The 25,345-nt window shown below is 60.9% G+C and carries 24 protein-coding genes; 13 read left to right on the forward strand and 11 right to left on the reverse strand.

Annotated elements, in window-relative coordinates:
• Window positions 1–13: 13 nt before the first annotated feature.
• Window positions 14–928, forward strand: coding sequence for an acetylglutamate kinase (gene argB, locus RT21_RS12470; RefSeq protein ID WP_045431120.1), 915 nt, complete (start codon window positions 14–16; stop codon window positions 926–928).
• A gap of 65 nt (window positions 929–993) precedes the next feature.
• On the opposite strand, the gene RT21_RS12475 is transcribed toward argB, so the two are convergent.
• Together RT21_RS12475 and pyrE are read right to left on the reverse strand one after the other, a co-directional pair.
• Window positions 994–1,578, reverse strand: coding sequence for a DUF4124 domain-containing protein (locus tag RT21_RS12475; RefSeq protein ID WP_177327087.1), 585 nt, complete (start codon window positions 1,576–1,578; stop codon window positions 994–996).
• 399 nt (window positions 1,579–1,977) lie between these two features.
• Complete coding sequence (pyrE, locus tag RT21_RS12480; protein ID WP_046162973.1) at window positions 1,978–2,619, reverse strand: orotate phosphoribosyltransferase; 642 nt, start codon at window positions 2,617–2,619, stop codon at window positions 1,978–1,980.
• A gap of 84 nt (window positions 2,620–2,703) precedes the next feature.
• Between pyrE and RT21_RS12485 the strand changes: the two genes are divergently transcribed.
• Entirely contained in the window at window positions 2,704–3,483 is a 780-nt protein-coding gene (locus RT21_RS12485) for an exodeoxyribonuclease III (RefSeq protein WP_045431125.1), read from the forward strand.
• A gap of 60 nt (window positions 3,484–3,543) precedes the next feature.
• Here the strand turns inward: RT21_RS12485 and RT21_RS12490 are convergent, their stop codons facing one another.
• The gene (locus RT21_RS12490; protein WP_046162974.1) at window positions 3,544–3,912 is read right to left on the reverse strand and encodes a DUF4870 domain-containing protein; all 369 of its coding nucleotides are present in this window, start codon (window positions 3,910–3,912) and stop codon (window positions 3,544–3,546) included.
• A 16-nt stretch (window positions 3,913–3,928) separates the two neighbouring features.
• On the reverse strand, window positions 3,929–4,651 hold the full coding sequence (rph, locus tag RT21_RS12495; RefSeq protein ID WP_045431128.1) for a ribonuclease PH: 723 nt from the start codon (window positions 4,649–4,651) through the stop codon (window positions 3,929–3,931).
• Window positions 4,652–4,867: 216 nt separating this feature from the next.
• Between rph and RT21_RS12500 the strand changes: the two genes are divergently transcribed.
• From RT21_RS12500 to RT21_RS12525, 6 genes are all read left to right on the forward strand, one after another.
• On the forward strand, window positions 4,868–5,731 hold the full coding sequence (locus RT21_RS12500; protein WP_046162975.1) for a YicC/YloC family endoribonuclease: 864 nt from the start codon (window positions 4,868–4,870) through the stop codon (window positions 5,729–5,731).
• Between the two features lie 70 nt (window positions 5,732–5,801).
• A complete protein-coding gene (gene gmk / locus RT21_RS12505; RefSeq protein WP_045431134.1) occupies window positions 5,802–6,422 on the forward strand; it encodes a guanylate kinase in 621 nt (206 codons plus the stop codon).
• A 195-nt stretch (window positions 6,423–6,617) separates the two neighbouring features.
• Window positions 6,618–6,881 carry a DNA-directed RNA polymerase subunit omega gene (gene rpoZ, locus RT21_RS12510; protein WP_045431137.1) on the forward strand — a complete coding sequence of 88 codons (264 nt, stop codon included), beginning with the start codon at window positions 6,618–6,620 and terminating at the stop codon, window positions 6,879–6,881.
• A 60-nt stretch (window positions 6,882–6,941) separates the two neighbouring features.
• Entirely contained in the window at window positions 6,942–9,050 is a 2,109-nt protein-coding gene (gene spoT, locus RT21_RS12515) for a bifunctional GTP diphosphokinase/guanosine-3',5'-bis pyrophosphate 3'-pyrophosphohydrolase (RefSeq protein ID WP_045431140.1), read from the forward strand.
• 84 nt (window positions 9,051–9,134) lie between these two features.
• Window positions 9,135–9,515 (forward strand): RidA family protein, encoded by a 381-nt coding sequence (locus tag RT21_RS12520; protein WP_045431142.1) that lies wholly within the window; start codon window positions 9,135–9,137, stop codon window positions 9,513–9,515.
• Window positions 9,516–9,554: 39 nt separating this feature from the next.
• Window positions 9,555–11,657, forward strand: coding sequence for a CHASE2 domain-containing protein (locus tag RT21_RS12525; RefSeq protein WP_046162976.1), 2,103 nt, complete (start codon window positions 9,555–9,557; stop codon window positions 11,655–11,657).
• Window positions 11,658–11,663: 6 nt separating this feature from the next.
• Here RT21_RS12525 and RT21_RS12530 read toward each other — a convergent pair whose 3' ends face one another.
• Both RT21_RS12530 and RT21_RS12535 read right to left on the reverse strand, forming a co-directional pair.
• A complete protein-coding gene (locus RT21_RS12530; RefSeq protein WP_046162977.1) occupies window positions 11,664–12,254 on the reverse strand; it encodes an OmpA family protein in 591 nt (196 codons plus the stop codon).
• Window positions 12,255–12,259: 5 nt separating this feature from the next.
• A complete protein-coding gene (locus RT21_RS12535) occupies window positions 12,260–12,733 on the reverse strand; it encodes a FecR family protein (protein WP_046163058.1) in 474 nt (157 codons plus the stop codon).
• A 116-nt stretch (window positions 12,734–12,849) separates the two neighbouring features.
• On the opposite strand from RT21_RS12535, the gene RT21_RS12540 reads away from it, so the two are divergent.
• A complete protein-coding gene (locus RT21_RS12540) occupies window positions 12,850–14,943 on the forward strand; it encodes an HD family phosphohydrolase (protein WP_046162978.1) in 2,094 nt (697 codons plus the stop codon).
• A gap of 17 nt (window positions 14,944–14,960) precedes the next feature.
• Here RT21_RS12540 and RT21_RS12545 read toward each other — a convergent pair whose 3' ends face one another.
• Window positions 14,961–15,158, reverse strand: coding sequence for a hypothetical protein (locus RT21_RS12545; RefSeq protein ID WP_045431154.1), 198 nt, complete (start codon window positions 15,156–15,158; stop codon window positions 14,961–14,963).
• Between the two features lie 215 nt (window positions 15,159–15,373).
• Between RT21_RS12545 and RT21_RS12550 the strand changes: the two genes are divergently transcribed.
• The 4 genes from RT21_RS12550 to RT21_RS12565 all read left to right on the forward strand — a co-directional run bounded on the left by RT21_RS12550 (window position 15,374) and on the right by RT21_RS12565 (window position 21,670).
• A complete protein-coding gene (locus RT21_RS12550) occupies window positions 15,374–15,826 on the forward strand; it encodes a (2Fe-2S)-binding protein (protein WP_045431156.1) in 453 nt (150 codons plus the stop codon).
• An 11-nt stretch (window positions 15,827–15,837) separates the two neighbouring features.
• Window positions 15,838–18,036, forward strand: a complete 2,199-nt coding sequence (locus RT21_RS12555) for a xanthine dehydrogenase family protein molybdopterin-binding subunit (protein ID WP_046162979.1) — start codon at window positions 15,838–15,840, stop codon at window positions 18,034–18,036.
• Window positions 18,037–18,049: 13 nt separating this feature from the next.
• Window positions 18,050–19,288: a c-type cytochrome gene (locus RT21_RS12560; protein ID WP_177327089.1), complete on the forward strand. Its 1,239-nt coding sequence runs from the start codon at window positions 18,050–18,052 to the stop codon at window positions 19,286–19,288.
• Window positions 19,289–19,699: 411 nt separating this feature from the next.
• A complete protein-coding gene (locus RT21_RS12565) occupies window positions 19,700–21,670 on the forward strand; it encodes an AAA family ATPase (RefSeq protein ID WP_046162980.1) in 1,971 nt (656 codons plus the stop codon).
• Between the two features lie 139 nt (window positions 21,671–21,809).
• On the opposite strand, the gene RT21_RS12570 is transcribed toward RT21_RS12565, so the two are convergent.
• From RT21_RS12570 to RT21_RS12585, 4 genes are all read right to left on the reverse strand, one after another.
• A complete protein-coding gene (locus RT21_RS12570; protein WP_045431166.1) occupies window positions 21,810–22,427 on the reverse strand; it encodes a TPM domain-containing protein in 618 nt (205 codons plus the stop codon).
• Window positions 22,428–22,513: 86 nt separating this feature from the next.
• Entirely contained in the window at window positions 22,514–23,272 is a 759-nt protein-coding gene (locus tag RT21_RS12575) for a TPM domain-containing protein (RefSeq protein ID WP_046162981.1), read from the reverse strand.
• Window positions 23,269–23,892, reverse strand: a complete 624-nt coding sequence (locus RT21_RS12580; protein ID WP_177327088.1) for a LemA family protein — start codon at window positions 23,890–23,892, stop codon at window positions 23,269–23,271. The genes RT21_RS12575 and RT21_RS12580 overlap by 4 nt, the downstream gene beginning before the upstream one ends.
• Before the next feature lie 63 nt (window positions 23,893–23,955).
• Entirely contained in the window at window positions 23,956–25,179 is a 1,224-nt protein-coding gene (locus RT21_RS12585) for a CaiB/BaiF CoA transferase family protein (RefSeq protein WP_046162982.1), read from the reverse strand.
• Between the last annotated feature and the right edge of the window lie 166 nt (window positions 25,180–25,345).

Consider the following 25,345-nt stretch of genomic DNA (forward strand, 5'->3'; position numbering starts at 1 on the left):
TGCGGAGCCTTGCATGACCCTCAGCCGTGAAGCCGCCACACAATTCGCCCAGGTTCTGTCCGAGGCACTGCCCTATATCCGCCGGTTCGTCGGTAAGACGCTGGTCATCAAATACGGCGGTAATGCGATGGAAAGCGAGGAGCTGAAAACCGGCTTCGCTCGCGACATCGTGCTGATGAAGGCAGTGGGTATCAATCCGGTGGTGGTTCACGGTGGCGGCCCGCAGATTGGCGACCTGCTCAAGCGCCTGAACATCGAAAGCCATTTCATCGATGGCATGCGGGTCACCGACAGCCAGACGATGGACGTGGTGGAAATGGTCCTTGGCGGCCAGGTCAACAAAAGCATTGTGAGCCTGATCAACCAGCACGGCGGCGCGGCCATTGGCCTGACCGGCAAAGATGCCAATCTGATCCGTGCGAAAAAGCTCAAAGCCACACGCCAAACGCCAGAGATGACATCTCCCGAAATCATCGATATCGGCCAGGTTGGCGAGGTCACCGGCGTCAACACCGAGCTGCTGGAAATGCTCGTTCGCGGCAACTTCATCCCGGTCATTGCGCCAATCGGCGTAGGCCCGGACGGCGAGTCCTACAACATCAACGCCGACCTGGTCGCTGGCAAGGTCGCCGAGGCGCTGAAGTCGGAAAAGTTGATGCTGCTGACCAATATCGCCGGCCTTATGGACAAGCAAGGCCAGGTGCTGACCGGGCTGACCACCTCACAGGTCGACGAACTGATCGCCGATGGCACCATCTATGGCGGCATGCTGCCGAAGATTCGCTGCGCCCTCGAAGCCGTCCAGGGCGGCGTGCACAGCGCGCATATCATTGACGGCCGTGTACCGAATGCCGTGTTGCTGGAAATCTTTACCGACATCGGCGTCGGCACGCTGATCACCAATCGCAAAACGTCCGCTTCTCACTGATACGGTCATGAAAAAGCCCGGCCTCTTTAATGAGAGCCGGGCTTTTTTTCGCCTTGTTCAAAGCGCTATTCGGACTGACCAAGCAACTCGGCCACTCGCTCACGCTCTCGGCCATAGCTGACTTCTGCCTGTTTACGGGTCTGCCTGTAACGCTCAACGTCCCGTTTCAGGCTGGCCTGCTCTTTTGCCAAATTGTCGATCTGTACCAGCAGCTGCTCGGGCACCTTCCGTCCGGCGCGCTCATGGTTTGCCGCCTGACTCTGAAGATTCGCCTGCTGTGTCCGCAACGATTGCAGGTTGCCGCGAGTGATACCGATAATGCTGTCGAGCTCAGATAGCCTGCGCGCCTTTGCGCGCTCGACATCAGCAACACTGGCATACAGCCGCAGCAGTTGGGCATCAGTCTCAGCTCGGGCTTTGGCTTCCAGCAGAAGTTGGCGCTCTTGAGCAGTTGGCGCAGGCGGCACTACTTGCGTCACACGGCCTTGGTCGTTGAGCACTTCATAACCGCGGCCAATGAACTGCGGTGGCACACCGTGCCGGTCGAGGACCACAACACCCTTGTCATCGACATACCGATACAGCTCAGCTTGCGCTACCGTCGCGCCCAGTAAACCCAACAGCAACAGCGCGCTGCTCCCTATTCGCATACTTCAGCCTCTTCCGTATTCGGTGCTTGCGGCACTGCCCGTCGAAATGCCTGATTGTTCTTGTCCGAAGGGTCTCAGCTTATACAAACCCCATCACAGTTGTGCAGCAATAAGTACACCAACTGCGAGAATGAACCGCTTGATCATGACTGATTCAAGCGACAAGACGCGGCTCGCAAGGGTTTAGATTGGTAGCGCCCGAGCGAAACAACCCGGATAGCGGAGTTCAGAAGAACCGGAGCGCTGCCGGTAGTAGCACGCCACCGACGGCCCTCCTAACGCTGAAACCGTCACAATTCGTCAGTTGCTGACAAAAAGCACAGCCGTTGCCGCAGCCATAGTCAGCGGTAAATTATCGCGAGACCTGCACCCGCCGATGAGTCGCCAGACGAGCCGGTCTTAGATGCCATATTGATCCCGGTAGGCCTCGACAGCGGGCAAGTGGCGCTTGAGCTGCTCATCCTGGCCAAGGAACTCCAATACCTGAGCCAGTGAAACGATGCTCACCACGGGCATGCCGTAGTCCTGTTCCACTTCTTGAATGGCGGACAGCTGACCATGCCCCCGCTCCTGCCTATTCAGCGCAATCAGCACACCGGCAGCTTGCGCGCCCTGTGCCCGGATGATCTGCATGACTTCGCGAATCGCGGTGCCGGCGGTGATCACGTCATCGACAATCAGCACGCGACCGCTGAGCGGCGCACCGACCAACGTACCGCCTTCGCCATGGTCCTTCGCTTCCTTGCGGTTGAAGCACCAGGGCAGGTCACGCTGATGGTGTTCGGCCAGCGAGATCGCCGTCGCAGCAGCGAGAGGAATACCCTTGTAGGCGGGGCCGAAAATCACGTCGAAATCGATACCACTCTCGGCGACTGCGGCCGCGTAGAAACGCCCCAACTGAGCCAGCGCCGATCCGCTGTTGAACAACCCGGCATTGAAGAAGTAGGGGCTGGTGCGCCCAGACTTCAGAGTGAACTCACCGAAGCGCAAAACCCCGCGCTCGATGGCGAAGCGAATGAACTCGCGCTGGTACGCCTGCATGAAGGATATTCCCGGAAGACACTGACTTAGCTAATTGCGAAGAGCTTGGGTTATCATACACGCACGTGTTTTTAGGGGCCATTTATGCGGATCATCAGCGTCAACGTGAATGGCATTCAAGCGGCGGCGCAGCGGGGTTTGCTCAGCTGGTTGCAAGCGCAGAATGCCGATGTCATCTGCCTGCAGGATACCCGCGCCTCCGTAGTAGAACTCGACGATCCGGCCTACCAGCTCGACGGCTATTTCCTCTATACCGTTGATGCCGAACTTCCCGAACAAGGCGGTGTTGCGCTGTACTCCAGGCTGCAGCCAAAGGCTGTCATCATGGGTCTTGGGTTCGAAACCGCCGACCGCTACGGCCGTTATCTGCAAGCGGATTTCGACAAGGTCAGCATCGCCACGCTGCTGCTGCCAACCGGTCGCGGCGGGGACGAAGACCTGAACCAGAAATTCAAGTTCATGGACGATTTCGCTCATTATCTTGATAAGCAGCGCCGCAAGCGTCGCGAATACATCTACTGCGGCTCGCTATATGTGGCCCACCAAAAACTGGACGTCAAGAACTGGCGCGATTGCCAGCAGACGACCGGCTTTCTGGCCCCGGAGCGCGCCTGGCTCGATGAGATCTTCGGCAACATGGGCTATATCGATGCCCTACGCGAAGTCACTCGTGAGGGCGATCTGTACAGCTGGTGGCCCGACACCGAACAGGCCCAGATGCTGAACCTGGGCTGGCGATTCGACTATCAGATCCTCACGTCCGGCATGCGCCGCTTTGTCCGCAACGCTCGCCTGCCGCGCCAGCCACGCTTCTCCCAACATGCCCCACTGGTCGTGGATTACGACTGGACGCTGAGCCTCTGAGCTATCCGCTAGAACAGCCCTAAGCGGGCATGTTCTTGCCGTGCCGACCTGAGCCAGACGCTACTTAACAATGCGCCAGCAAAACGGATAGCGATAAGGTTTTCCCTCGTTGGCACGGATGCCGGCGATCACCACCAGCACCAATGCCACCACGCTGATAAGCGCCATTAAGGGAAAGCCGATCAGAACCCAGGCAAGCACCCCGCAAATCATCAGCAGGATGCTAAAGGTAATCTGAAAGTTCAGCGCTTCCTTGCCCTGCTCGTCGACGAAGGGATCCATATCCTTTTTCAACTGCCAGACGATCAACGGGCCCAGTACATTCCCGATCATTGGCACCAGAAACCAGAAGAACGCCGAGTAATGACAGAACATGGCCCACTGCCGCGCTTGCGGAGAGGGCTGCGGAACCAATTCCTGATCAGACATGACGCTCTCCTCCGGATTAATCAGCCAGCGAAGCAACCTGCAGAGCGAATAGCTCCTGCATACCGGCCTGCGCCAACGCGAGCATGGCATTCAACTCATCTGGTTGGAACGGCGCACCTTCTGCGGTGCCTTGCACTTCAATGAAGCCGCCAGCACTGGTCATCACCACGTTCAGGTCGGTCTCGGCCGCCGAGTCTTCGAGATAATCGAGATCGAGGACTGGTTCGCCCTGGTACATACCTACCGACACAGCCGCGACCATTTGCTTGAGTGGATCGCCACCCTTCAATCCGCCGCGCTTCTTCAGCAATTTCAGCGCATCGACCAGCGCCACCATCGCCCCGGTGATCGACGCAGTGCGAGTACCGCCATCGGCCTGAATCACATCACAATCGATGTAAATGGTGTTTTCACCCAGCTTGCTCATGTCCAGCGAGGCACGCAACGAACGGCCAATCAGCCGCTGGATTTCCAGCGTACGCCCACCCTGCTTACCCCGACTGGCTTCACGCTGGTTACGCTCGCCGGTCGCTCGCGGCAGCATGCCGTACTCGGCGGTCAACCAGCCCTGCCCTTGTCCTTTGAGGAAGCGCGGCACGCCATTTTCGATACTGGCGGTGCAGATCACCTTGGTGTCGCCGAACTCCACCAAAACCGAGCCCTCGGCGTGCTTGGTGTAATTGCGAGTAATGCGGATCGATCGCAGCTGATCGGCCGCGCGGCCACTGGGACGCTTCATGAGGCTTATCCTGGTCTGAGTGAATTGACGGCCATTATAGAGGCCTGACCTACGCTAAGGGCCACCGTCGAGGCATTCCGATCAGTAGTCGGCCATGCCAATCGAGCACCTGCTACGCCAAGCGACTCAGCTACAAGAAGAGGACGCACCGGCGTCACTGGCTGCATTTTCCTTTACAATCCTCCGCCTTTCGTCATCGCACCGAGAGGTTTCCCCATGATTCACAGCATGACCGCTTTCGCCCGCGCCGAGCAGGCCGGCGAGCACGGCACCCTCAGCTGGGAGATCCGCTCGGTCAACCATCGCTACCTTGAACCGCACCTGCGCTTACCCGAGGCTTTCCGCGATCTCGAAGGCGCGGTCAGGGAGGCGCTGCGCAAGGGGCTGTCGCGCGGCAAGGTTGAGTGCACCCTGCGCTTCGCTGAAGAGACCGCTGGACGATCGATGCAAGTCGACCCGGAGCGGGCTCGCCAGCTAATCAGCGCGGCTGAAAAGGTTGCGGCATTGATCAAGCAGCCCGCCCCGCTCAACCCGCTGGAGATTCTCGCCTGGCCAGGCGTGCTGGTCGGCGACTCGACGGACCCGCAAGCACTCAATAACGCCGCACTGCAGTTGTTTCATCAGGCCTTGGAACAGATGAAGGCTGGCCGGCTACGCGAAGGCGAAGAGCTTGCTCACCTGATCAACGAACGCCTTGATGCCATCGGTACGGAAACCGCCACGCTTCGCAGCCAGGTGCCGCAGATGCTCGCAGCACAGCGCCAGAAACTCATCGACCGCTGCGCTGAGATGCGCGTCGAACTGGACGCTCAGCGCCTCGAGCAGGAGCTGGTAATGCTGGCGCAGAAGAGCGATGTCGCCGAAGAGCTCGACCGTCTTGGCACCCATGTCACCGAGGTGCGCCGGGTGTTGAAGTCCGGCGGAGCGGCCGGGCGGCGCCTGGACTTTCTCATGCAGGAACTCAACCGCGAGGCCAACACGCTCGGCTCCAAGGCGTTCGACACGCGCAGCACCCAGGCGGCGGTCAATCTCAAGGTGCTGATCGAGCAGATGCGCGAGCAGGTCCAGAACATCGAATAGCAACTAAGCTTGGCCTGACTTGCGGGCCAATCCGCCAGATCCCAAGACAGCAATCCGCTAAGAGAATTACATGGCAGCCTCCACCGGTACGCTCTACATCGTTTCCGCGCCTTCCGGGGCCGGCAAGACCAGCTTGGTCAAGGCCCTGCTCGATGCGCAACCGCAGGTTCGGGTTTCGGTTTCACACACGACCCGGCCGATGCGACCAGGCGAGGTGGATGGCGTGAACTACCACTTCGTCAGCCGTGAGGAGTTTCTGCAGCGCCTGGAGCATGACGAATTCCTCGAACACGCTGAGGTCTTTGGCAACCTGTACGGCACTTCGCAGCGCTGGCTTGAGCAGACCCTGAACGAAGGCTTCGATCTAATCCTCGAGATCGACTGGCAGGGCGCACAGCAGGTTCGCCGCTTGATGCCGCAGGCCAAGTCGATCTTCATTCTGCCGCCAACTCAGGAAGCCCTGCGCCAGCGCCTGACCAACCGCGGCCAGGACAGTGATGATGTGATCGAAACACGCATGCGTGAGGCGGTCAGCGAAATGACCCATTACGTCGAATACGATTATCTGGTGATCAACGACGACTTCGCCCACGCGTTGATTGACCTGCAGGCAATCTTCCGTGCCAACCAGCTGTTGCAGGCCGCTCAGCAACAGCGCTTCGAAGGGTTGCTCGGGCAATTGCTGGCCTGAAACAGCTGCGAAGCCGCACTCAATGGACGGGACGGCTGGCACCGAAACGCAGGAAAACTTCTCCGCGTCTGCTTAAGGTTGGTAGCCTGGAGCTGCTTTCCTGTTTTACCGCTTCCCTATTGGCTGGTGATTTTTTAGACTATCCCGTCCGCTCGCCCATTCGGGCACGCTTTACCGTTATTGATGAGGAACACCATGGCCCGCGTTACCGTTGAAGACTGCCTGGACAACGTAGATAACCGCTTCGAGCTGGTCATGCTCGCTACCAAGCGCTCGCGCCAACTGGCCACCGGTGGCAAAGAGCCGAAGGTAGCTTGGGAAAATGACAAGCCGACCGTCGTGGCCCTGCGTGAAATCGCCTCAGGCCTGGTGGATTACGATGTAATCGCTCAGGACGAAATTGTCGATGACGAGCCACTGTTCGTCCAGTACGAGGAAGAGCCCAACGAGGCCCTCTGATTAAATGCCAGGTCGAAGTCGAACCGCAGCCATAGCGCCCCATCGGCAAGGAGCAATCCCTTGCCAGCCATAGACGCTCTTGCTGATCGCCTGTCGACCTATCTCGACGCTGACCAAGTCAATCTGGTCCGTCGTGCCTATTTCTACGCCGAGCAGGCCCATGACGGCCAGCGTCGGCGCAGCGGTGAAGCCTACGTCACCCACCCCCTCGCGGTAGCCAACATCCTCGCTGATATGCACATGGACCATCAGAGCCTGATGGCCGCCATGCTGCATGACGTCATCGAGGACACCGGTATCGCCAAGGAAGCGCTCACCGCGCAATTTGGCGAAACTGTCGCCGAGTTGGTGGATGGGGTCAGCAAACTGACCCAGATGAAGTTCGAAACCAAGGCCGAAGCCCAGGCGGAAAACTTTCAGAAGATGGCCATGGCCATGGCGCGCGACATTCGCGTGATCCTGGTCAAGCTCGCCGACCGCCTGCACAACATGCGCACACTTGAAGTGCTGGCTGGTGAGAAACGCCGGCGCATCGCCAAGGAAACTCTGGAGATCTACGCCCCCATCGCTAATCGGCTGGGCATGCATGCCATGCGCATCGAGTTCGAGGATCTGGGCTTCAAAGCCATGCATCCGATGCGTTCGGAGCGTATCCGCGCTGCAGTTCGCCGCGCACGTGGCAACCGCAATGAAATCGTCGACAAGATTGAGCAGTCACTCGTCCACTGCCTGGAACGTGACGACCTGCAAGGTGAAGTAGTCGGACGAGAAAAACACCTCTATAGCATTTACAAAAAGATGCGCGGCAAGCGAAAGGCGTTCAACGAAATCATGGACGTCTACGCGTTCCGGATCGTCGTCGACAAAGTCGATACCTGCTATCGCGTACTCGGCGCGGTACACAGTCTCTACAAGCCCCTGCCCGGCCGCTTCAAGGATTACATCGCGATCCCCAAGGCCAACGGTTACCAGTCTTTGCATACGACTCTGTTCGGCATGCACGGGGTGCCCATCGAGATCCAGATCCGCACCCGCGAGATGGAAGAGATGGCTAACAACGGCATTGCGGCACACTGGCTGTACAAGTCCAACGGGGAAGAAACCGCGAAAGGCACCCACGCCCGCGCACGGCAGTGGGTCAAAGGCGTGCTGGAACTGCAGGAACGCGCCGGCAATTCCCTTGAGTTCATCGAAAGCGTGAAGATCGACCTGTTCCCGGACGAGGTCTATGTCTTCACGCCCAAGGGCAGCATCATGGAGCTGCCGAAGGGATCCACCGCGGTGGACTTCGCCTACGCCGTGCACACCGACGTCGGCAACACCTGCATTGCCTGCCGCGTCAATAGGCGCCTGGCGCCGCTCTCGCAGGCGCTGGAAAGCGGTTGTACCGTTGAGATCGTTACCGCTCCGGGCGCACGCCCCAACCCGGCCTGGCTGAACTTCGTGGTCACAGGAAAGGCGCGAACGCACATCCGCCATGCACTGAAGCTGCAGCGTCGCTCGGAGTCGATCAACCTCGGCGAGCGCCTGCTGAACAAGGTGCTCGCCGGTTTTGAAACAAGCCTGGACAAGGTTTCGCCAGAGCGTATCCAGGCGGTGCTCAACGAGTACCACATGGAGGTCATTGAAGACCTTCTCGAGGATATCGGGCTGGGCAATCGCATGGCCTACGTCATTGCCCGACGACTGCTGGCCAGCGAAGGCGAGCAGCCACAAAGCGCTGAAGGACCACTGGCGATTCGTGGCACCGAAGGCCTGGTGCTCAACTACGCCAAGTGTTGCACGCCGATTCCTGGCGATCCCATCGTCGGCCACCTGTCCGCGGGCAAGGGTATGGTGGTGCACCTCGACACGTGCCGGAACATCGCGGACGTGCGGCACAACCCGGATAAATGTATTCAGCTGTCCTGGTCCAAGGATGTCACTGGCGAGTTCAACGTCGAGCTACGCGTTGAGTTGGAGCACCAGCGCGGCCTGATCGCCCTGTTGGCCGGCAGCGTCAATGCGGCGGACGGCAACATCGAAAAGATTGGCATGGACGAGCGCGACGGCCGAATTAGCGTCGTTCAGCTGGTGGTCAGTGTGCATGACCGCGTACATCTGGCGCGTGTGATCAAGAAGCTTCGTGCGATCAAGGGCGTCATGCGCATCACGCGCATGAAAGCCTAGGTCCACACGGCAACGCACCGGGGCTTTTGCCCGCTCGCTGCAGCCCGTATCCTCTGGGGCCGCACTCTTCTATCGGAGCACCCCATGAGCAAGACCGTGATCCACAGCGACAACGCACCCGCCGCCATTGGCACCTATTCCCAAGCAATCAAGGCTGGCAATACCGTCTATATGTCCGGTCAGATTCCGCTGGACCCGAAGACAATGGAACTGGTGGAAGGCTTCGAAGCACAGACCGTGCAGGTCTTCGAAAATCTCAAGGCCGTCGCCGAAGCTGCTGGCGGTTCGCTCAAGGACATCGTCAAGCTGAACATCTTTCTCACCGACCTCGGCAACTTTGCCACCGTCAACGAGGTCATGAGCCGCTATTTCCAGCAGCCCTACCCCGCCCGTGCAGCCATTGGCATCGCCGCGCTACCCAAGGCTGCACAAGTTGAAATGGACGCCATCATGGTGCTCGAGTGATACCCAGCTAGCCAATCAGCGGTGCAGGGAACGCTACTGATGATTCTGCCCGGGCGCGCGGCACTACGCCTCCTGCTTGCCTGCAGCGGCCTGCTTGCAGCATGTGCGCTCTACCTCACCGAGCCAATGCTGCTGCAGACGCTGCGCAACAACTTGTTCGACCAATACCAGCGCTGGCAGCCCCGGCCCGAACCGGCACAGACCAAGGTGCTGGTGCTTGATATCGACGAGGACAGCCTCACGCGTATCGGACAGTGGCCCTGGCCTCGCGATCTGTTGGCGCAGCTGACGGATCGACTGCGTGAGGCCGGTGCCGCTGTTGTGGTGTTCGATGTGTTGTTCGCCGAACCGGACCGCTACTCTCCGACGCAACTGCTCGGCCAGCTTGCCCCCGAGCTGGCAGCGCAACTGCAGGCGTTACCTGACCACGACCAGCTGTTCGCCAATGCGCTAGAGCGTCAGCCCAGCGTTCTTGGTTTTGCAGCAACCCGCGAACCAAGTCAAAACACTCCCGTGAGCCGCTTTGCCGTGCAGCTGCGGGCCGATACCGAAACGCCTGAGTTTCCCGCCTATGCCGGGACCGCCACCGCGCTGCCGCTGCTCGACAGCGCTGCAGCGGGGAGCGGCGCGATGACTTTCCAGCCAGATTCGGATGGCGTGGTAAGGCGCGTGCCGCTGATGATCAGGGTGGGCGACCACCTGCTGCCATCGCTGTCAGCCGAAGCCATACGTGTTTACCTGAAGCAAACGCTCTACCGCATCGATACCAATGCGCGCAGCGCCGTTGAGCAGCTCCATATTGGCCGTATAAGCCTTCCAACAAATCGCCACGGCGAATTCTGGGTGCACTACCGATCAGACATGAGCGCACAAAGCCTGCCCGCCTGGAAGCTGTTCGAGGAACGGTCGGACGCCAGGTTGCAAGACGCGATCGTGCTGGTCGGAAGCTCGGCGCAAGGGCTGCAGGACCTCCGCTTCAGCCCGCTTGGCGGCATGATGCCCGGGGTCGAGGTGCATGCGCAGGCAGTCGAGCAGGCGTTGTTCGGCACACCGCTGCAGCGCCCATACTGGGCAAGCCCGCTCGAGGCACTGACGCTTCTGCTTGCTGCGCTGCTGTTGTGCGGCGTAACGCTTAGCACCGGTGCCCTTACGGGCGCTCTGGTTTCCGGCGGATTGTTGCTCGCCCTGAATCTGATTGCCTGGTGGGCCTTTTCGCGCCACGGATTACTGTTCGATGCGATCAGCCCCAGTATTGGCCTGGCCATTACCTACCTGGGCGCCAGCGTTGCGCGCCATCGCGCCAGTGAACGGCAGCAGCGCTGGGTGCGCGCAGCTTTTTCTCGCTACATCTCACCGAATCTGGTCGAACACCTGGTCCGCAACCCCGCGCAGTTGCGGCTGGGAGGCGAACGTCGGCACTGCAGTTTTGTGTTCACCGACCTCACCGACTCTACTGCGCTAATGGAGGCGCAATCACCCGAACAGCTAGTCAGCATGTTCAACCAGTACCTGGAGGGCATCATCCAGATCGCTTTTCGCCATGAAGGGACGCTCGAGCGGATCATGGGCGATGGCCTGGCAATTCTATTCTCCGCACCGCTGATTCAAAGCGACCACCAGAACCGCGCCCTCGCCTGCGCCCTGGAAATTCGCCAGTTTACGCGCCAGCACGCGAACACCCAGCGAGCGGCAGGCGTTGCCTTTGGACGGACCCGCATCGGTGTGCATAGCGGCGAAGTGGTGGTGGGTAACTTTGGCGGCTCCACACTGTTTGACTACCGTGCCCTGGGAGACGCGGTCAATGTAGCCGCGCGGCTCGAAGGCCTGAACCGCTATCTGGGTACCGAGCTTTGCGTGTCGGAGACGATACGCAAAGCCAACCCGCACAGCCCTATGCGCCCTGTCGGCAACGTACTGCTCAAAGGCAAGGAGCAGTCTATCCGGCTCTACGAGCCCTGCGAAACGGAGGCGGACGATCCGTATGAGGCGGCTTATAGGTTGATGTCCGATGGCGACGAAGGCGCCCTCGCGAGTTTCGAACAGTTGCACGCGCAACGGCCCGGTGATGAGCTGGTGCGCTTTCAGTTAACGCGGCTGCGCAGCGGACAGCGCGGTGAGCATATCGTGATGACTGATAAATAAGCCGTCTCAGCGCACGCTGATCTCGACTCGCCGATTGCGCGGCTCAGACACGCCGTCAGGCGTCTTGATCAGCAGGTTGCGCTCGCCATGCGACGAGACTCTTAGATCAATCACCTCGATATGGCGCTTTCGCAACATCTCGGCTACAGCCTTGGCTCGGATTAGCCCCAGCTGCTCGTTCCAGCGTTGGCCACTGAGTGTGTCGGTATGACCTATGACCGATACTGCCGAAGGGCCACGTTGGCGGATCGTTTCGAATGCATCCTCGATAGCCTGCTCCGACTCCTCGGTGAGTTCGGCGCTGCCAATCTTGAAATACAGCTGGAAACGTTGCGGCAGCGCTGGCTGCGCGGCCAGGGCGGCCGAGAAGTCACGTGCGATGCGCAGGTTGCCAACCTCGAACGGCCCCGAGCCAAAGCCGCTTGAACCGATCACGGCGCCCTGATGCTTGCGATCAAGACGCGTCTGACCCTGTGCATCTTCGATGACCACCGCACCCGTGGTGCCATCGGGGCTTTCCAATAGCACGACGTAATTACCCGTCGCACAACCGGTCAGCAGGGCGAAACCCAACAGCGCAAACGTTTTTTGTAGCATTCGCCTCACTCGCTAACCTTCACCAGAAAATGCGTACCGCGCACGCCGATCGTACCGGTTGGGGTTTTCAGCTCGACCGCCTCGGGCTTGAGCTTGGCAATCACGCCCGAGATAAAGTTCAGCGTGCCTCGACTGATGCGGGCGCTCAGTTTCAGCTCCTCATGGGCCGGCTCGAACTGATACTCGTCCAAGGTGAACTCGCTGTTGGGACCGAAAGACATCACCGTGTTGTCGCTCAGCGTGACTCCCATCGAACCCTGGGCACCGGTGCGCAGCGTCGCTCCGATGATCACAGCCTGGCCCACCCGCGCATCAATGGTCTGCCCGCGGCTGGTCATAGTCGCCTCGCCCTGCACTTTCATGATGTATCCGATGGGCTCGCTGATTTCGTCCGCAGTTACCACTCCTGAAGCCGTCAAAAAGCCAAGGACCAGCACAGTTCGGGCAATTTTTCCTACCGGGGCAATTCTAGTGACCATGATCAATGTAACCTCCGTGGCTGGCCAATGGCCTGCGAATCGGTGCACAGCGCCTCTGGCTTCGGCCACCGATGTTTTCCTGGCATTTCCGTCAAGTAATCGCCGCAGGATGCAGTATGACCTCTAGCAAATACAAGCTCAGCTACGAGACCTGGGCCGCAGCACTGGTGACGATGTTCATTCTCGTACCCACCGTACCGGTACTTCTCTTGGCCGGATTCGAGTGGCTCGGCCTACGCGAAATCTTGCTCGCTGAGCTGCTGTTCATGTTTGTCTGCCTACCGCTGCTCTTCGTCTGCCTAACGAGCATTCGTCGCTCATTGGGCGCTCTGGCAGAAGACACCCGTCGCATCCGGGAGCTCGATTTCAGCCCGCGCAACAGCCCCCGCTCGCCCATCCGTGAGCTCGACGACCTGCACCGTCAGCATGACATCATGCGACGGTCAATACGTGCACAGAACCTGGCGCTGGAAGAGGCCCAAGAGAAACTGGCGGGTCTGGTCGAAAACGGCATGTTGCTGTCTTCCGAGCGCGATAAGCACCGCCTGCTCCAGCACATCCTGATGCAAGGTAAGCGGATCTGTAACGCTGATGCCGCCACGCTCTACCTGATGACCGATCACGACAGCCTGCGCTTCACCCTGCGCTCGAAGGCTGACCAATTACCTGCATTCGAACTGCCGTTGCATGACCCGGAAACCGGCACGCCCAACGAGCGGCACGTATCCACGTACGTGGCCCTGCGCAGGGAAACCGTGATCATCGATGACGTCTACCGCGAGACGCGCTTCGACCTGTCGGGAACACGGCGCTTCGATATGGAGTCGGGCTACCGCACGGTCTCGATGCTCTGCGTGCCGCTAGTCGCACACGGCGGCGAAGTGCTCGGCGTACTGCAATTCATGAACGCGACCGACCCCGGTAGCGGCGACGTCACCAGTTTCAGCAGGCAGAACCTCCGCTTCGTCGAAGCGCTGGCATCCCAGTCGGCCGTTGCGCTGGAGAACCACAACCTGATCGACTCGCAGACCGCCTTGATCGACTCGATGATCGAAATTCTGGCCGGCGCCATCGATGCCAAGAGCGCTTATACAGGCGGGCATTGCGCCCGCGTTCCTGAACTTGCACTGATGCTGGCCGAACAAGCCAGTGCAGCGGTAGAAGGACCGCTGGCGGACTTCCGTTTCGAAACGGAGGAGCAGTGGCGGGAGTTTCGCATCGGCGCCTGGCTGCACGATTGCGGCAAGATCACCACGCCCGAACATATCGTCGACAAGGCGACCAAGCTGGAAACGGTCTACAACCGCATCCATGAGATCCGCATGCGCTTCGAGGTACTGCTCCGCGACGCCATGATCGAGCGTCTCGAAGCCTTGGTTGCCGGTGCGCCATCGGCAGCCGTCGAGGCTCGCCATGCCGCTACAGTGGCGCGTTTGCATGAAGAATTTGCCTTCGTCGCTGAGTGCAACATCGGTGGCGAGCTGATGGCGCCGGAGCGGATCGGACGTTTGCAGCGCATCGCCGAGCAGCGCTGGATGCGCCACTTCGATGACCGATTGGGTTTGTCTCACGAGGAGCTGACACGCCTGGAACGCTTCCCGGCCAGACACTTGCCGGTGTCCGAGAAGCTGTTGGACGACAAGCCCGAACACCTGATGCCACGCATCGAGACCAAGGCACTGGACCCCAAGTACGGCTTCAAGATGAGCGTGCCAGAGCATCAGTTCAACTTTGGCGAGCTTTACAACCTCAGCGTCAGCCGCGGCACGCTAACTGCCGAGGAGCGGTTCAAGGTCAACGAACACATCGTGCAGACCATCGTCATGCTGGAGAATCTGCCGTTTCCCAAGAATCTACAGCGCGTTCCGGAATACGCCGGCACCCATCATGAAACCTTGCTTGGCACCGGCTATCCGCGACAACTGGGGCCCGATCAGCTGTCGATACCCGCGCGAATAATGGCTATCGCCGACATCTTCGAGGCACTGACCGCGTGTGATCGCCCCTACAAAAAGGCCAAACCGCTGAGCGAGTCGATCCGCATCCTGGCGCGGCTGCGCGACAGGGGCCATATTGATGCCGACCTTTTCGCGCTGTTCCTCTCATCAGGACTGCACCTCAGCTATGGCGAGCGCCATCTCAGGCCCGAGCAGCTCGACCAAGTCGATATCACCAAATTTCTGCAGCGCCCGATTGCAACCGGGACCTGACAGCCGCCGGCCTTTTATCAACTGGCGACGCGACCATCCCATAGCTCCTTGTCGTCAAGCTGGCAGGATTCCACGTAACGCGGCATGCCGCCGATCTCCTGCAACTCCGTCATGCCTGCGAGCTGGCTGACGATGCGGTAACGTTTGCCTGCGGTCTTGTCTTGCAATGGATAGAGCGCGGCAATCTGCTGCGCCAACTCGGTCAAGGTGGACATGGTGCGGGTAATGCTCTGGGTGCGAAAAGTCAGGCTATTTACTATGAATAGACACGCATTGCGCGACGCAGCCGACGCTTAGCAGGCCGCTCATCGGATCGGTGAATTTCAGGCTTGTTTGGCAACTTTCGTCCCGCCTGTTGTCTCGTTCTAGAGCGCGCATCAAACCAACCATAAGCGCGCCGCTTTAACGCCTGACGTGAGGTTCTTGTTCCATGCTGACACTCTCAATAAACGGCGCCGACCTTGAGGTCGACGTTCCCGAGGACATGCCCCTGCTCTGGGTTCTACGCGACGTGCTGGCGCTGACGGGCAGCAAATACGGTTGCGGCATCGCCCAGTGCGGCGCCTGCACCGTCCATCTCGACGGCGAGGCGGCGCGCTCGTGCGTGTTGCCGGTTGGCGAAGTGAAGGGTCGCAAGGTCGTGACCATCGAGAGCATCGGCAACACCGACCTCGGCCAGCAGGTGCAACAGGCCTGGCTGGAAGACGAAGTGGTGCAGTGTGGTTACTGCCAGTGCGGACAGATCATGTCAGCCGTCGCGCTGTTGGAGAAAAACCCGCAGCCCGATGACCAGACCATTGATCAGGGCATGGCCGGCAACCTCTGCCGCTGCTGCACGTACACCCGCATTCGGAGCGCCATCAAGCGCGTCGCCCAAGCATGAGGAGTCGCGAAATGGCCCACCCAGACACGACTCTCGAATCCCGCTCACGGCGCAACCTGCTGAAGGTCGGCAGCTTGGCCCTTGGTGGGCTGGTGATCGGCTTTTCGCTGCCCTTCCCGGGTCGCAGCTTCGCCGAACAGGTGCTCAGCGAAGGACCGGAAGACCAGCCGATGTCCAACGCCAAGGCACTGGACGCTTTTATCGGCATCGATCGCGATGGAAAGGTGATCTTCACCGTGCCGAAGATCGAAATGGGCCAGGGCGCGCAGAGCGGCCTGGCGGTGATGATTGCCGAGGAGCTGGAAATCGGCCTCGATCAGATCACCCTCAAGGAGGCGCCGCCGAACGAGGCGATCTACAACGATAAATTGCTGAATTTCCAGGCGACTGGCGGTTCGACCTCTATCCGCAGTAATTGGGAGCCGTTGCGCCAGGCCGGCGCGGCCGCACGATTGCTGTTGATACAGGCGGCCGCCCAACGCTGGCAGGTCGGCGCCGATCAGTTGCGTGCCGAGAACGGCCGCGTGCTGGGCCCCGATGGTCAGAGTTTCGGCTATGGCGAGCTGGTCGATGACGCCTCCAAGCTGCCGGTGCCGGAAAATATTCCGCTCAAGCCTGCCGAGCAGTTCAAGCTGATCGGCAAACCCACCCGGCGTTTGGACACACCGGCGAAGGTCAACGGCACGGCGCGATTCACCATCGACCTCGTGGTGCCCGGCATGAAGTACGCCTCAGCACGCGCCTGCCCGGTCATCGGCGGCACCGTTCGCAGTGTCGATGACCGCGCTGCCCGGAAAGTGCCCGGCGTCATCGACGTGATTCGCCTTGGCGATGCCGTTGCAGTCATAGGCGAGCACACCTGGGCTACGTTTGCCGGTGTGCGCGCGCTGGAAATCGAATGGGACTACGGCGACAACGCCGATATCGACTCCGCTCAGATGGAGCGTGAGATCAAGGAAGCACTGGACAAACCCGGCGCCCTCGCCAACGAACAGGGCGACATTGACAAGGCGCTGAAGGACGCTGCGAAAACCTTCGAAGCCGAATACCAGATGCCCTTTCTCGCCCACGCGGCGCTTGAGCCCATGACCTGCGTCGCCCAGGTCCGCCCGGACGCAGTGGAACTCTGGGTCGGGACGCAGGTGCCGGTACGCGCGCAGACGGCTGCTGCCGAAGCCTCTGGCCGCCCGGCAGAGCAGATCATCGTCAACAATCAGCTCATTGGCGGCGCCTTTGGACGTCGGCTGGAGGTGGATTTCATCCATCAAGCCGCGGCCATCGCAGCGAAGGTCGATTACCCGATCAAGCTGACCTGGCTGCGCGAGGAAGACACCACTCATGACATGTACCGCCCGCATTACATCGACCGCTTCGCCGCGGCGATGGATGCCGAGGGCCGTCTTCTAGGATGGCGTCACACCATTGCCGGTGCGTCGGTGCTGGCCCGCTTTGCTCCAGCCGCGGTCCCCGATAGCGGGCTGGATGGTGACGCGGTAGAGGTCGCGATTCATCCGATCTATGCGATGCAGAATCTGCGGGTGAATTATGTACCGGTGCCACCCAAAGCCCTGCGTCAATCCTGGTGGCGCGGAGTGGGACCACTGCGCAGTACCTACATGCTCGAAAGCTTCATTGACGAAGTGGCACGTAGCGTCGACCGCGACCCGGTGGAGTACCGCATGGAGTTGCTCGGCAGCCACCCGCGTGCCCAGGCCGTACTGCGCCTCGCCGCTGAGCAGGCTGGCTGGGGCGAGCCTCTTGAGGCCGGGCACGGCCGCGGCGTCGCGGTGCAGGAAGTCTTCGGCAGTTTCCTAGCAACCGTGGTCGAGCTACAGGTCACCGAAGACAAGGGCATCAAGCTCAAGCGCCTGGTGGTGGCCGTCGATTGCGGCCAGGTGATAAACCCGGTGTCCGTCAAATCGCAGATCGAAGGCGGCACGCTGTTCGGGCTTTCGGCTGCACTGTTCAACGAGATCACTGTCAGCAAAGGCCGTGTCGAGCAGAGCAACTTCCACGATTACCGCCAGCTACGGATCAGCGAAGCGCCGCCGGTGGAGACCTTCATCGTCGAAAGTCGCGAGGCGCCTGGTGGGGTAGGTGAGGCCGGGACGGCAATGATCGCCCCCGCGTTGGTCAACGCCCTGGCTTCAGCCAATGGCACGCGAATCCGCCGTCTGCCGCTGGCACGTGCCGGTTATTACGTGATTTGAGGAGCCCAGCATGATGACTCGACTTTCTCTCGGCAGCCTGCTGGGCGCTGCGCTTGCGCTTTACGCTGGCGCGACCCTCGCGCAACCCGCCAATAGCGCACTGCTCGAACGCGGCGAATACCTGACCCGTGCGGCCGACTGCCTGGCGTGCCACGTAACCGAAGGCGGCAAGCCTTACGCAGGCGGCCTTCCGGTGAAAATGCCGTTCGGCACGCTGTATTCCACCAACATCACACCGGACAACGAGACCGGCATCGGCACCTGGAGCGACGATGACTTCGTCGAGGCCATGCAGCAGGGCGTCGGGCCGGATGGCAAGCATTACTATCCGGCGTTCCCCTACACCTCCTACACGCTGATGCCACGTGAGGACATCCTAGCGATCAAGGCCTATCTGTTCAGCCTGGAGCCGGTGAACCAGCCGAACAAAGAGAACGACATCGGTTTCCCGTTCAACCAACGCTGGGGCATTGCTCTGTGGAACCTGCTGTTCCTCGATGACGAACGATTCGAGCCCGACCCGGAGCAGTCCGAGCAGTGGAATCGTGGCGCCTATCTCGTTCAGGGGCCAGGGCACTGCGGTGAGTGCCACACACCGCGAAATCTGATGCAGGCGAAGAACGGCTCCGAGCACTTGGCGGGCGCGACGATCCAGGGCTGGAATGCCTGGAATATCACGTCCGACGAGCAGGCTGGGATCGGTGGCTGGCCGGATGACGCCTTGGCGCGCTACCTCGCCCAAGGCGTAGCGCCCGGCTACGGCGTCGCCGGCGGCCCAATGGCCGAAGTCGTCAATTACAGCCTGCGGCACCTGACGCCCGAGGATATCCAGGCCATGGTGACCTACCTCAAATCGGTTCCGGCGAGCCCGGCCGACGTGATTCGGCCATCGGCGCAGCAACTGGCGAGCGGGCCACCGACCGACAGCGCCTATCCGCTGGGGCAAAAGCTGTTTGCGGAAACCTGTGCCAGCTGCCATCAGTGGGACGGCAGCGGTCGTCAGAGTGACTATGCCTCGCTGCGCGGCCTGCGCACGTTGAACGATCCGCAAGGGCTGAATCTGGTCCAGGTGATCCTCAACGGTGATGCCTTGCACGGACCAAACGGACATCACCTGATGCCAGCCTTCAACCGCCACTTCAATGACCGTGAGGTATCGGCTCTGGGTAACTTCATGCTCAGCCATTTCGGCTCGCAGCGTGGCGAACTGACGCCGGAGACTATCGCCGAGCGGCGTAACGGCGGGCACTGACCTAAGGGCGGGCTGAGCCGCGACGCCCTTCGCATAGGCGAAGGGCGTTGATGGGCAGCGTTGAACCGTCGCGGCGCCAGCCCATTCGTATCCTGCGTCGAAGCGATGCTGCGTCAAGGCTTGAAATCACGAACGCCGTACGCCGTTTCGGTTCCACGACCAAACGGTCATTCGTCGCAAACCGCCCCGCCATTCGTCGCGTTGCCACTCGTATGGTGGCACGTGCCGTATTCTCGCCGGCTATCGGAGTTCAGCAACCCGATTCGCAGTCCGGCATATAAATCGCATCCAACGAGCCCGTACTGTGCTGCGCCACACAATTGGCGCCGCGGGGTTTCCCGCGAACAACTGTGGTCCGCCAACCCGGCGGTTGTTTGTCGAAAACATCGGGCTGTCCCGATTGGATGTGAAATGAAAATACCACGTCTGCTACAAGGTCGCCGCGGCCCTGTGCTCTCCGTTTCCCTGTTGCTGCTGATCGCCGCTTGCGTTGCGTTCTGGCAGTTGTGGCCAGCTGCACCGTCAACGCCCGCGACGGGTGCAGCGGCCAGCATGCTCGAAGCCCTGCAGGAGTCGACCGCCCCATGGCAAGCCAATCGCCGTGATCTTTCCGTGTTGTTGGGCGACTTGCGTGGCGACGCCATTGTCAGCGCCGCGCTGGGCAAAGATGCGGTCTACATCAGCCGGCACGACGGGCTGCAATATTGGGTGCCCGATCAGTCCGGGCGCGTTGCCCAGCTCCTGCTCGATCAGTACGCCAGCAGCGAAGGTCAGCTTTTCCCGCTGACATTGTTCGAGACCGACGCCGAGGCGCCCTGGTACAAGAGTGCGCTGCCCTACGCGCCATTCATCCTGCTGCTGGTGGGTGCTTTGACCTACCTGGCAATCAAGAGCCAGGCGTTTCAGGTGCATCGCAAGGGCAGCGGCATCAGCTTTGCCGACGTCATCGGTGCCAGCGAAGCCAAGCAGGCCTTGAGCGACGTCACTGCCTATCTGCGTGACCCCTCCGCCTATGCCGCCTTGGGTGCCCGTCCGCCCAAGGGCGTGCTGCTCACCGGCGAGCCCGGCACCGGTAAGACTCAGCTGGCGAAGGCCCTGGCTACCGAGTCCAACGCCAGCTTCATTCAAGTCACCGGTAGCGACTTCTCATCGATGTACTTCGGCGTCGGCATCCAGAAGGTCAAGGCGCTGTTCCGTACCGCGCGCAAACAGGCGCCGTGCATCATCTTCATCGACGAGATCGACGGCATCGGCAAGCGCGCCGAACAGCAGCGCTCCAGCGATGCCGAAAGCAACCGCATCATCAACCAGTTCCTCGCTGAAATGGATGGCTTCGACGGTGCTAGCGGCGTGCTGGTACTGGGCGCCACCAACTTCCCCAACTCGCTGGACTCGGCCCTGGTCCGCGAGGGCCGCTTCGATCGCTCGATTGCCGTCGGCCTGCCAGGGCTGAACGACCGCGAGGCGCTGTTCCGCCTGTATGCGGACAAAATCCGCGCCGAGCAGGATCTGGATTTCGCCCAGCTGGCGCGTAACACCGTGGGCCTGACGCCCGCCGCTATTGCCTACATTGCCAACCATGCCGCCCTGCTTGCTGCACGTGGCGCAGCGAAGACGGTCTCCATGGCGCATTTCGTCGACGCGGTGGAAACCTGCCGCATCGGCGAGCAGCCGTCAGGTGTGACGCCCATGTCGCCCACTGACCGCAAACGCATCGCCGTGCACGAAGCGGGGCACGCACTGGTTGCCGCTGCGCTGAAAACCGGTCGAGTAGAGAAAGTCACCATACTGCCACGCGGCCAGGCGCTGGGCGTGACGCTGGTAACGCCGGTGGAAGACAAGCGTCTGCACATGGAATCCGAGCTGCGCAACCGCATCCAGATGCTGCTGGCCGGCCGTGGTGCCGAGCAGCTGTACTTCCACGAAGTCTCCTCCGGTGCCGGCCAGGACCTGCAGGAAGCCTCGAAGATCGCGCTGTCGATGGTTGGCGCACTGGGGATGGGCCCGAACGGTTCGCTGCTGAGTTTGCAGGCGGTACGCGACGCGCACATCGAGTTCGATTCCGGCGAATCCATCCGTGCGGCCGACACTCTGCTCAAGCAGCTCGACCGTGAATGCATGGCCCTGCTGAAGCGGCTCAAACCGGCACTGGATGAGATCGCGGACCAGCTGCTGGCCGAGGAAACCGTGCCCGGAGAGGATGTCCTCGCAGCCATCGAGCGCCTGCCCGAACATCATCATGAGGCCACCGTCAGCTCCATCATTGGCCATGCCATGAGCAGCATCGATCGGGTGGCTGCCAGTGCCATGGAGAACAGCGAGTTCCTCGGCCTGGCGCCGGTGGTGGAGCAACCCGAGGACGACGGTCCGGGAATGCTCTGAATCAAGGTCGCAAGCAAAACGGCGGGGCTGGGCGAAGACACGCGCAACCTCCGCCGCTCTCGTTTCAACGAACCGTCAACTTGGCAGCATGGCTATTGCACTGCGCTGCCTCGCGTCGGCGTTGCACGACTCAAGCACGCTAATCGAGAACCACCAAATGGTTGGGTAACTCATTACGCTCGTGGGTCGCTGGTACATGCTGGGAGAGCAGCGAGCCACAGGCTTCGATGCACCCGAGAAACCCGTCCAGCACCTTGCCGTTGCGCACATCGCGGGTGAAGGTCTCGACGATCGATTCCCAGGCATTGTTATCGATGCGGCTGGAAATACCCCGATCCACCAGAATTTCGACATAGCGTTCGGCTTCGGAGACGAAGATGAGCATGCCGGTGTCGCCAGTGGTGTGATGCAGGTTCTGTTCGATGAACTGCCGCCGCGCCAGGTTGCAGGCGCGCCAATGCCGTACCGACCGAGGAATCAGCCGGCTGGTCACACTCGGGATGCGGAATAGTACCGCCAGCACGACGAAGGTCAGCCATTGCACCAGCAGCAACTGCCAACTAGCCAACCAGCCGCTGAAGAACAGCAGCGCGCCGGGCAGCACCAGTGCAATCAAGCTCGCCCAGAGTAACGGGATGTAGCGATAGTCATCGGACTGGCCCGCCAGTACGGTCACCAGTTCGGCGTCGGTCGTGCGCTCCACACGGGCGATGGCCTCAGCCACCTGCTGCAGCTCGCTTTCGCTCAAAAGGGTCATTGCATGTCCATCATTGATGAGGCTCTCGTCGTTCTGATCTGATGGGTTGCGCCTGTACGGCACGCCCCATCGAGTTCACGTGCTTATTACCAGCCGCCGGAAGCTCCACCGCCGCCAAAGCCGCCACCACCGCCGCCGAAACCGCCGCCACCGCCAAAGCCGCCACCGCCCCCACGGCCCATGCCGCCGAGCAGGGCGCCGAGTAACAACGCGCGACCGGCACCTCGTCCGCCCCCGCGACCTCCAGGCCCGCCACCGATCACGAAGATCGCCACCAGCATCAGAAAAAAGCCGAGGATGCCGAGGCCACCTGGCTGTTGCGCGCCCATCGGCATGGCCGGCTGCAGCTCGGCGGCCCGCAGCGGATCGCCGCCAAGCACCTGAACAATGGCGGCAGCGCCTTCGGTAATACCACGGGTGAAGTCACCCTCGCGAAAGGCGGGGGTGATGATGCGGTTGATGATCACCGAGGACTGCGCATCGGTGAGGCGGCCTTCCAAGCCATACCCGACTTCAATGCGGACCCGACGGTCGTCGCGAGCAACGATCAGCAGCGCACCGGTGTCTTCGTCCTTCTGCCCGATACCCCACTCACGGCCCAGCTCGACACCAAACTCTTCGATGCTGCGACCTTGAAGATCCGGCACAGTGACGACCACCACCTGCTCGCCGCTGGCCTGCTCATGCGCGGCGAGCATACTGGTCAGCCGCGCCTCGGCCTGGGTGTCGAGTAGTTCGGCCTGGTCGACCACCCTGCCGGTAAGCGCAGGCAGCTCGACGCTCTGGGCGGCTATGCCGCTCGCCCAGAACAACAGCGCGAGGATCAGGGGGAGCGTGCGGGTCATTGAAACTGCACTTGCGGCGCCTGTTCAGCGTTCTCGGTTGTGGCTTCGAAGTTTTCACGGATCGGCATGTCGCCGTACATCAGGCTATGCCAGATGCGGCCGGGAAACGTCCGGATCTCAGTGTTGTAGCGCTCGACTGCAGCGATGAAGTCGCGACGTGCGACAGCGATACGGTTCTCGGTACCTTCGAGCTGCGATTGCAGCGCAAGGAAGTTCTGGTTGGATTTGAGGTCCGGGTAGCGCTCGGACACCGCCATCAGCCGGCTCAGCGCGCCGGTCAGCTGACTCTGCGCCTGCTGGAACTGCTGCATTTTCTGCGGATCGTCGAGGTCGTCTGCGCTGATCTGAATCGAGGTAGCTTTGGCGCGCGCCTCGGTAACTGCGGTGAGCGTGTCCTGCTCCTGACGGGCGAAGCCCTTGACCGTCTCGACGAGATTGGGAATGAGATCAGCGCGGCGCTGATACTGATTCTCGACTTGGGACCAGGCTGACTTCACCTGCTCATCGTATTGAGGAATGTTGTTGATGCCACAGCCGGCCAGCAGCCAGGACATGAACAGGACAACCGTCAGTTGCCAGGTGAATCGATAACGCTGCATCTGCATGATTCGCTCGTCCATCCAAAAATCCAGGGTACAGGATAAGGATAGCCGTGCGGCCTGAGAGTTCAGGTTGTCATGGTGTCAGATCACCCCGGCACGACGCAGCGTGTCGATCTGCTCGGGAGCGAAGCCTAGCAAGCGCTGTAACAAGGCTTCGCTGTGTTCGCCAAGCAGCGGCGGGGCCTTGCGGTATTCCACCGGCGACTCGGACAATCGAATCGGGCTGGCTACCTGGGGTACGGTACCGGCCAATGGATGCGGCATCTCGACACGCAATCCGCGCGCCTGCACCTGCGGATCGGCAAACACCTGGGCCAGGTCGTTAATCGGCCCGCAGGGCACGCCAGCCTGCTCAAGTACCGCGACCCATTCGGCCGTCGTGCGGAACACCGTGACCTGGCGGATCAGTGGCACCAGCTCCTTGCGATGCGCCACGCGTGCCTTGTTGCTGGCGAAGCGTGGATCGTCGGCCCATTCTGGGTGCCCGGCCACCTCGGCAAACTTGCGGAACTGGCCGTCGTTACCGATGGTGAGGATGATGTCGCCGTCGGCGGTTGGGAAATCCTGATACGGCACAATGTTGGGATGGGCATTGCCCATGCGCTTGGGCGCGACACCCGTGGTCAAGTAGTTCATCGCCTGGTTAGCCAGACAGGCCACCTGTACGTCCAGCAGCGCCAGTTCGACATGCTGGCCAATTCCGCTCTGCTCGCGATGATTGAGCGCAGCAAGCACGCCAACCGTGGCGTAAAGACCGGTGAGAATATCCGTCAGCGCCACGCCGACCTTGACCGGACCGGCGCCCTCTTCGTCCTCGGCGCGACCGGTCAGGCTCATCAGGCCGCCCAGGCCCTGGATCATGAAGTCATAGCCGGCACGCTGGGCATAGGGACCATCGCTGCCGAAACCGGTGATCGAGCAATAGATGAGCTTGGGGTTGATTGCTTTGAGGCTTTCGTAATCGAGTCCGTAGGCCGCCAAACCGCCCACCTTGAAGTTCTCCAGCAGCACATCACACCGCGATACCAACTCACGGATAATCCGCTGACCCTCGGGCTGGGTGAAATCCAGGGTCAGAGATTGCTTGTTGCGGTTGGCAGACAGGTAATACGCCGCTTCCGAAGTATTCTCGCCCTCCTGATCTTTCAGGTAGGGCGGGCCCCAATGACGGGTGTCATCTCCAGTACCAGGCCGCTCGACCTTGATCACCTCGGCGCCAAGATCACCAAGAATCTGCCCGCTCCACGGGCCAGCGAGCACACGCGATAGGTCGAGGACGCGGATATGGGAAAGGGCGCCGGGCATGAATGAAGCCTCAAGAGATTATCGCCGCCGCGGGAAATGAGCCTGCAGCTGTGCGAGGAAAACGTAGGGTGGATCGGGGCGCGTAGCTGACGCGTTACCCATCCACCAAGCGGAGCTGAAGTTGTCGGCGTAGCCGAAGGTGGATGAGGTAGCGCCATCCACCCTA

This window comes from Pseudomonas sp. 10B238 (assembly GCF_000970615.1).
GTDB lineage: Bacteria > Pseudomonadota > Gammaproteobacteria > Pseudomonadales > Pseudomonadaceae > Stutzerimonas.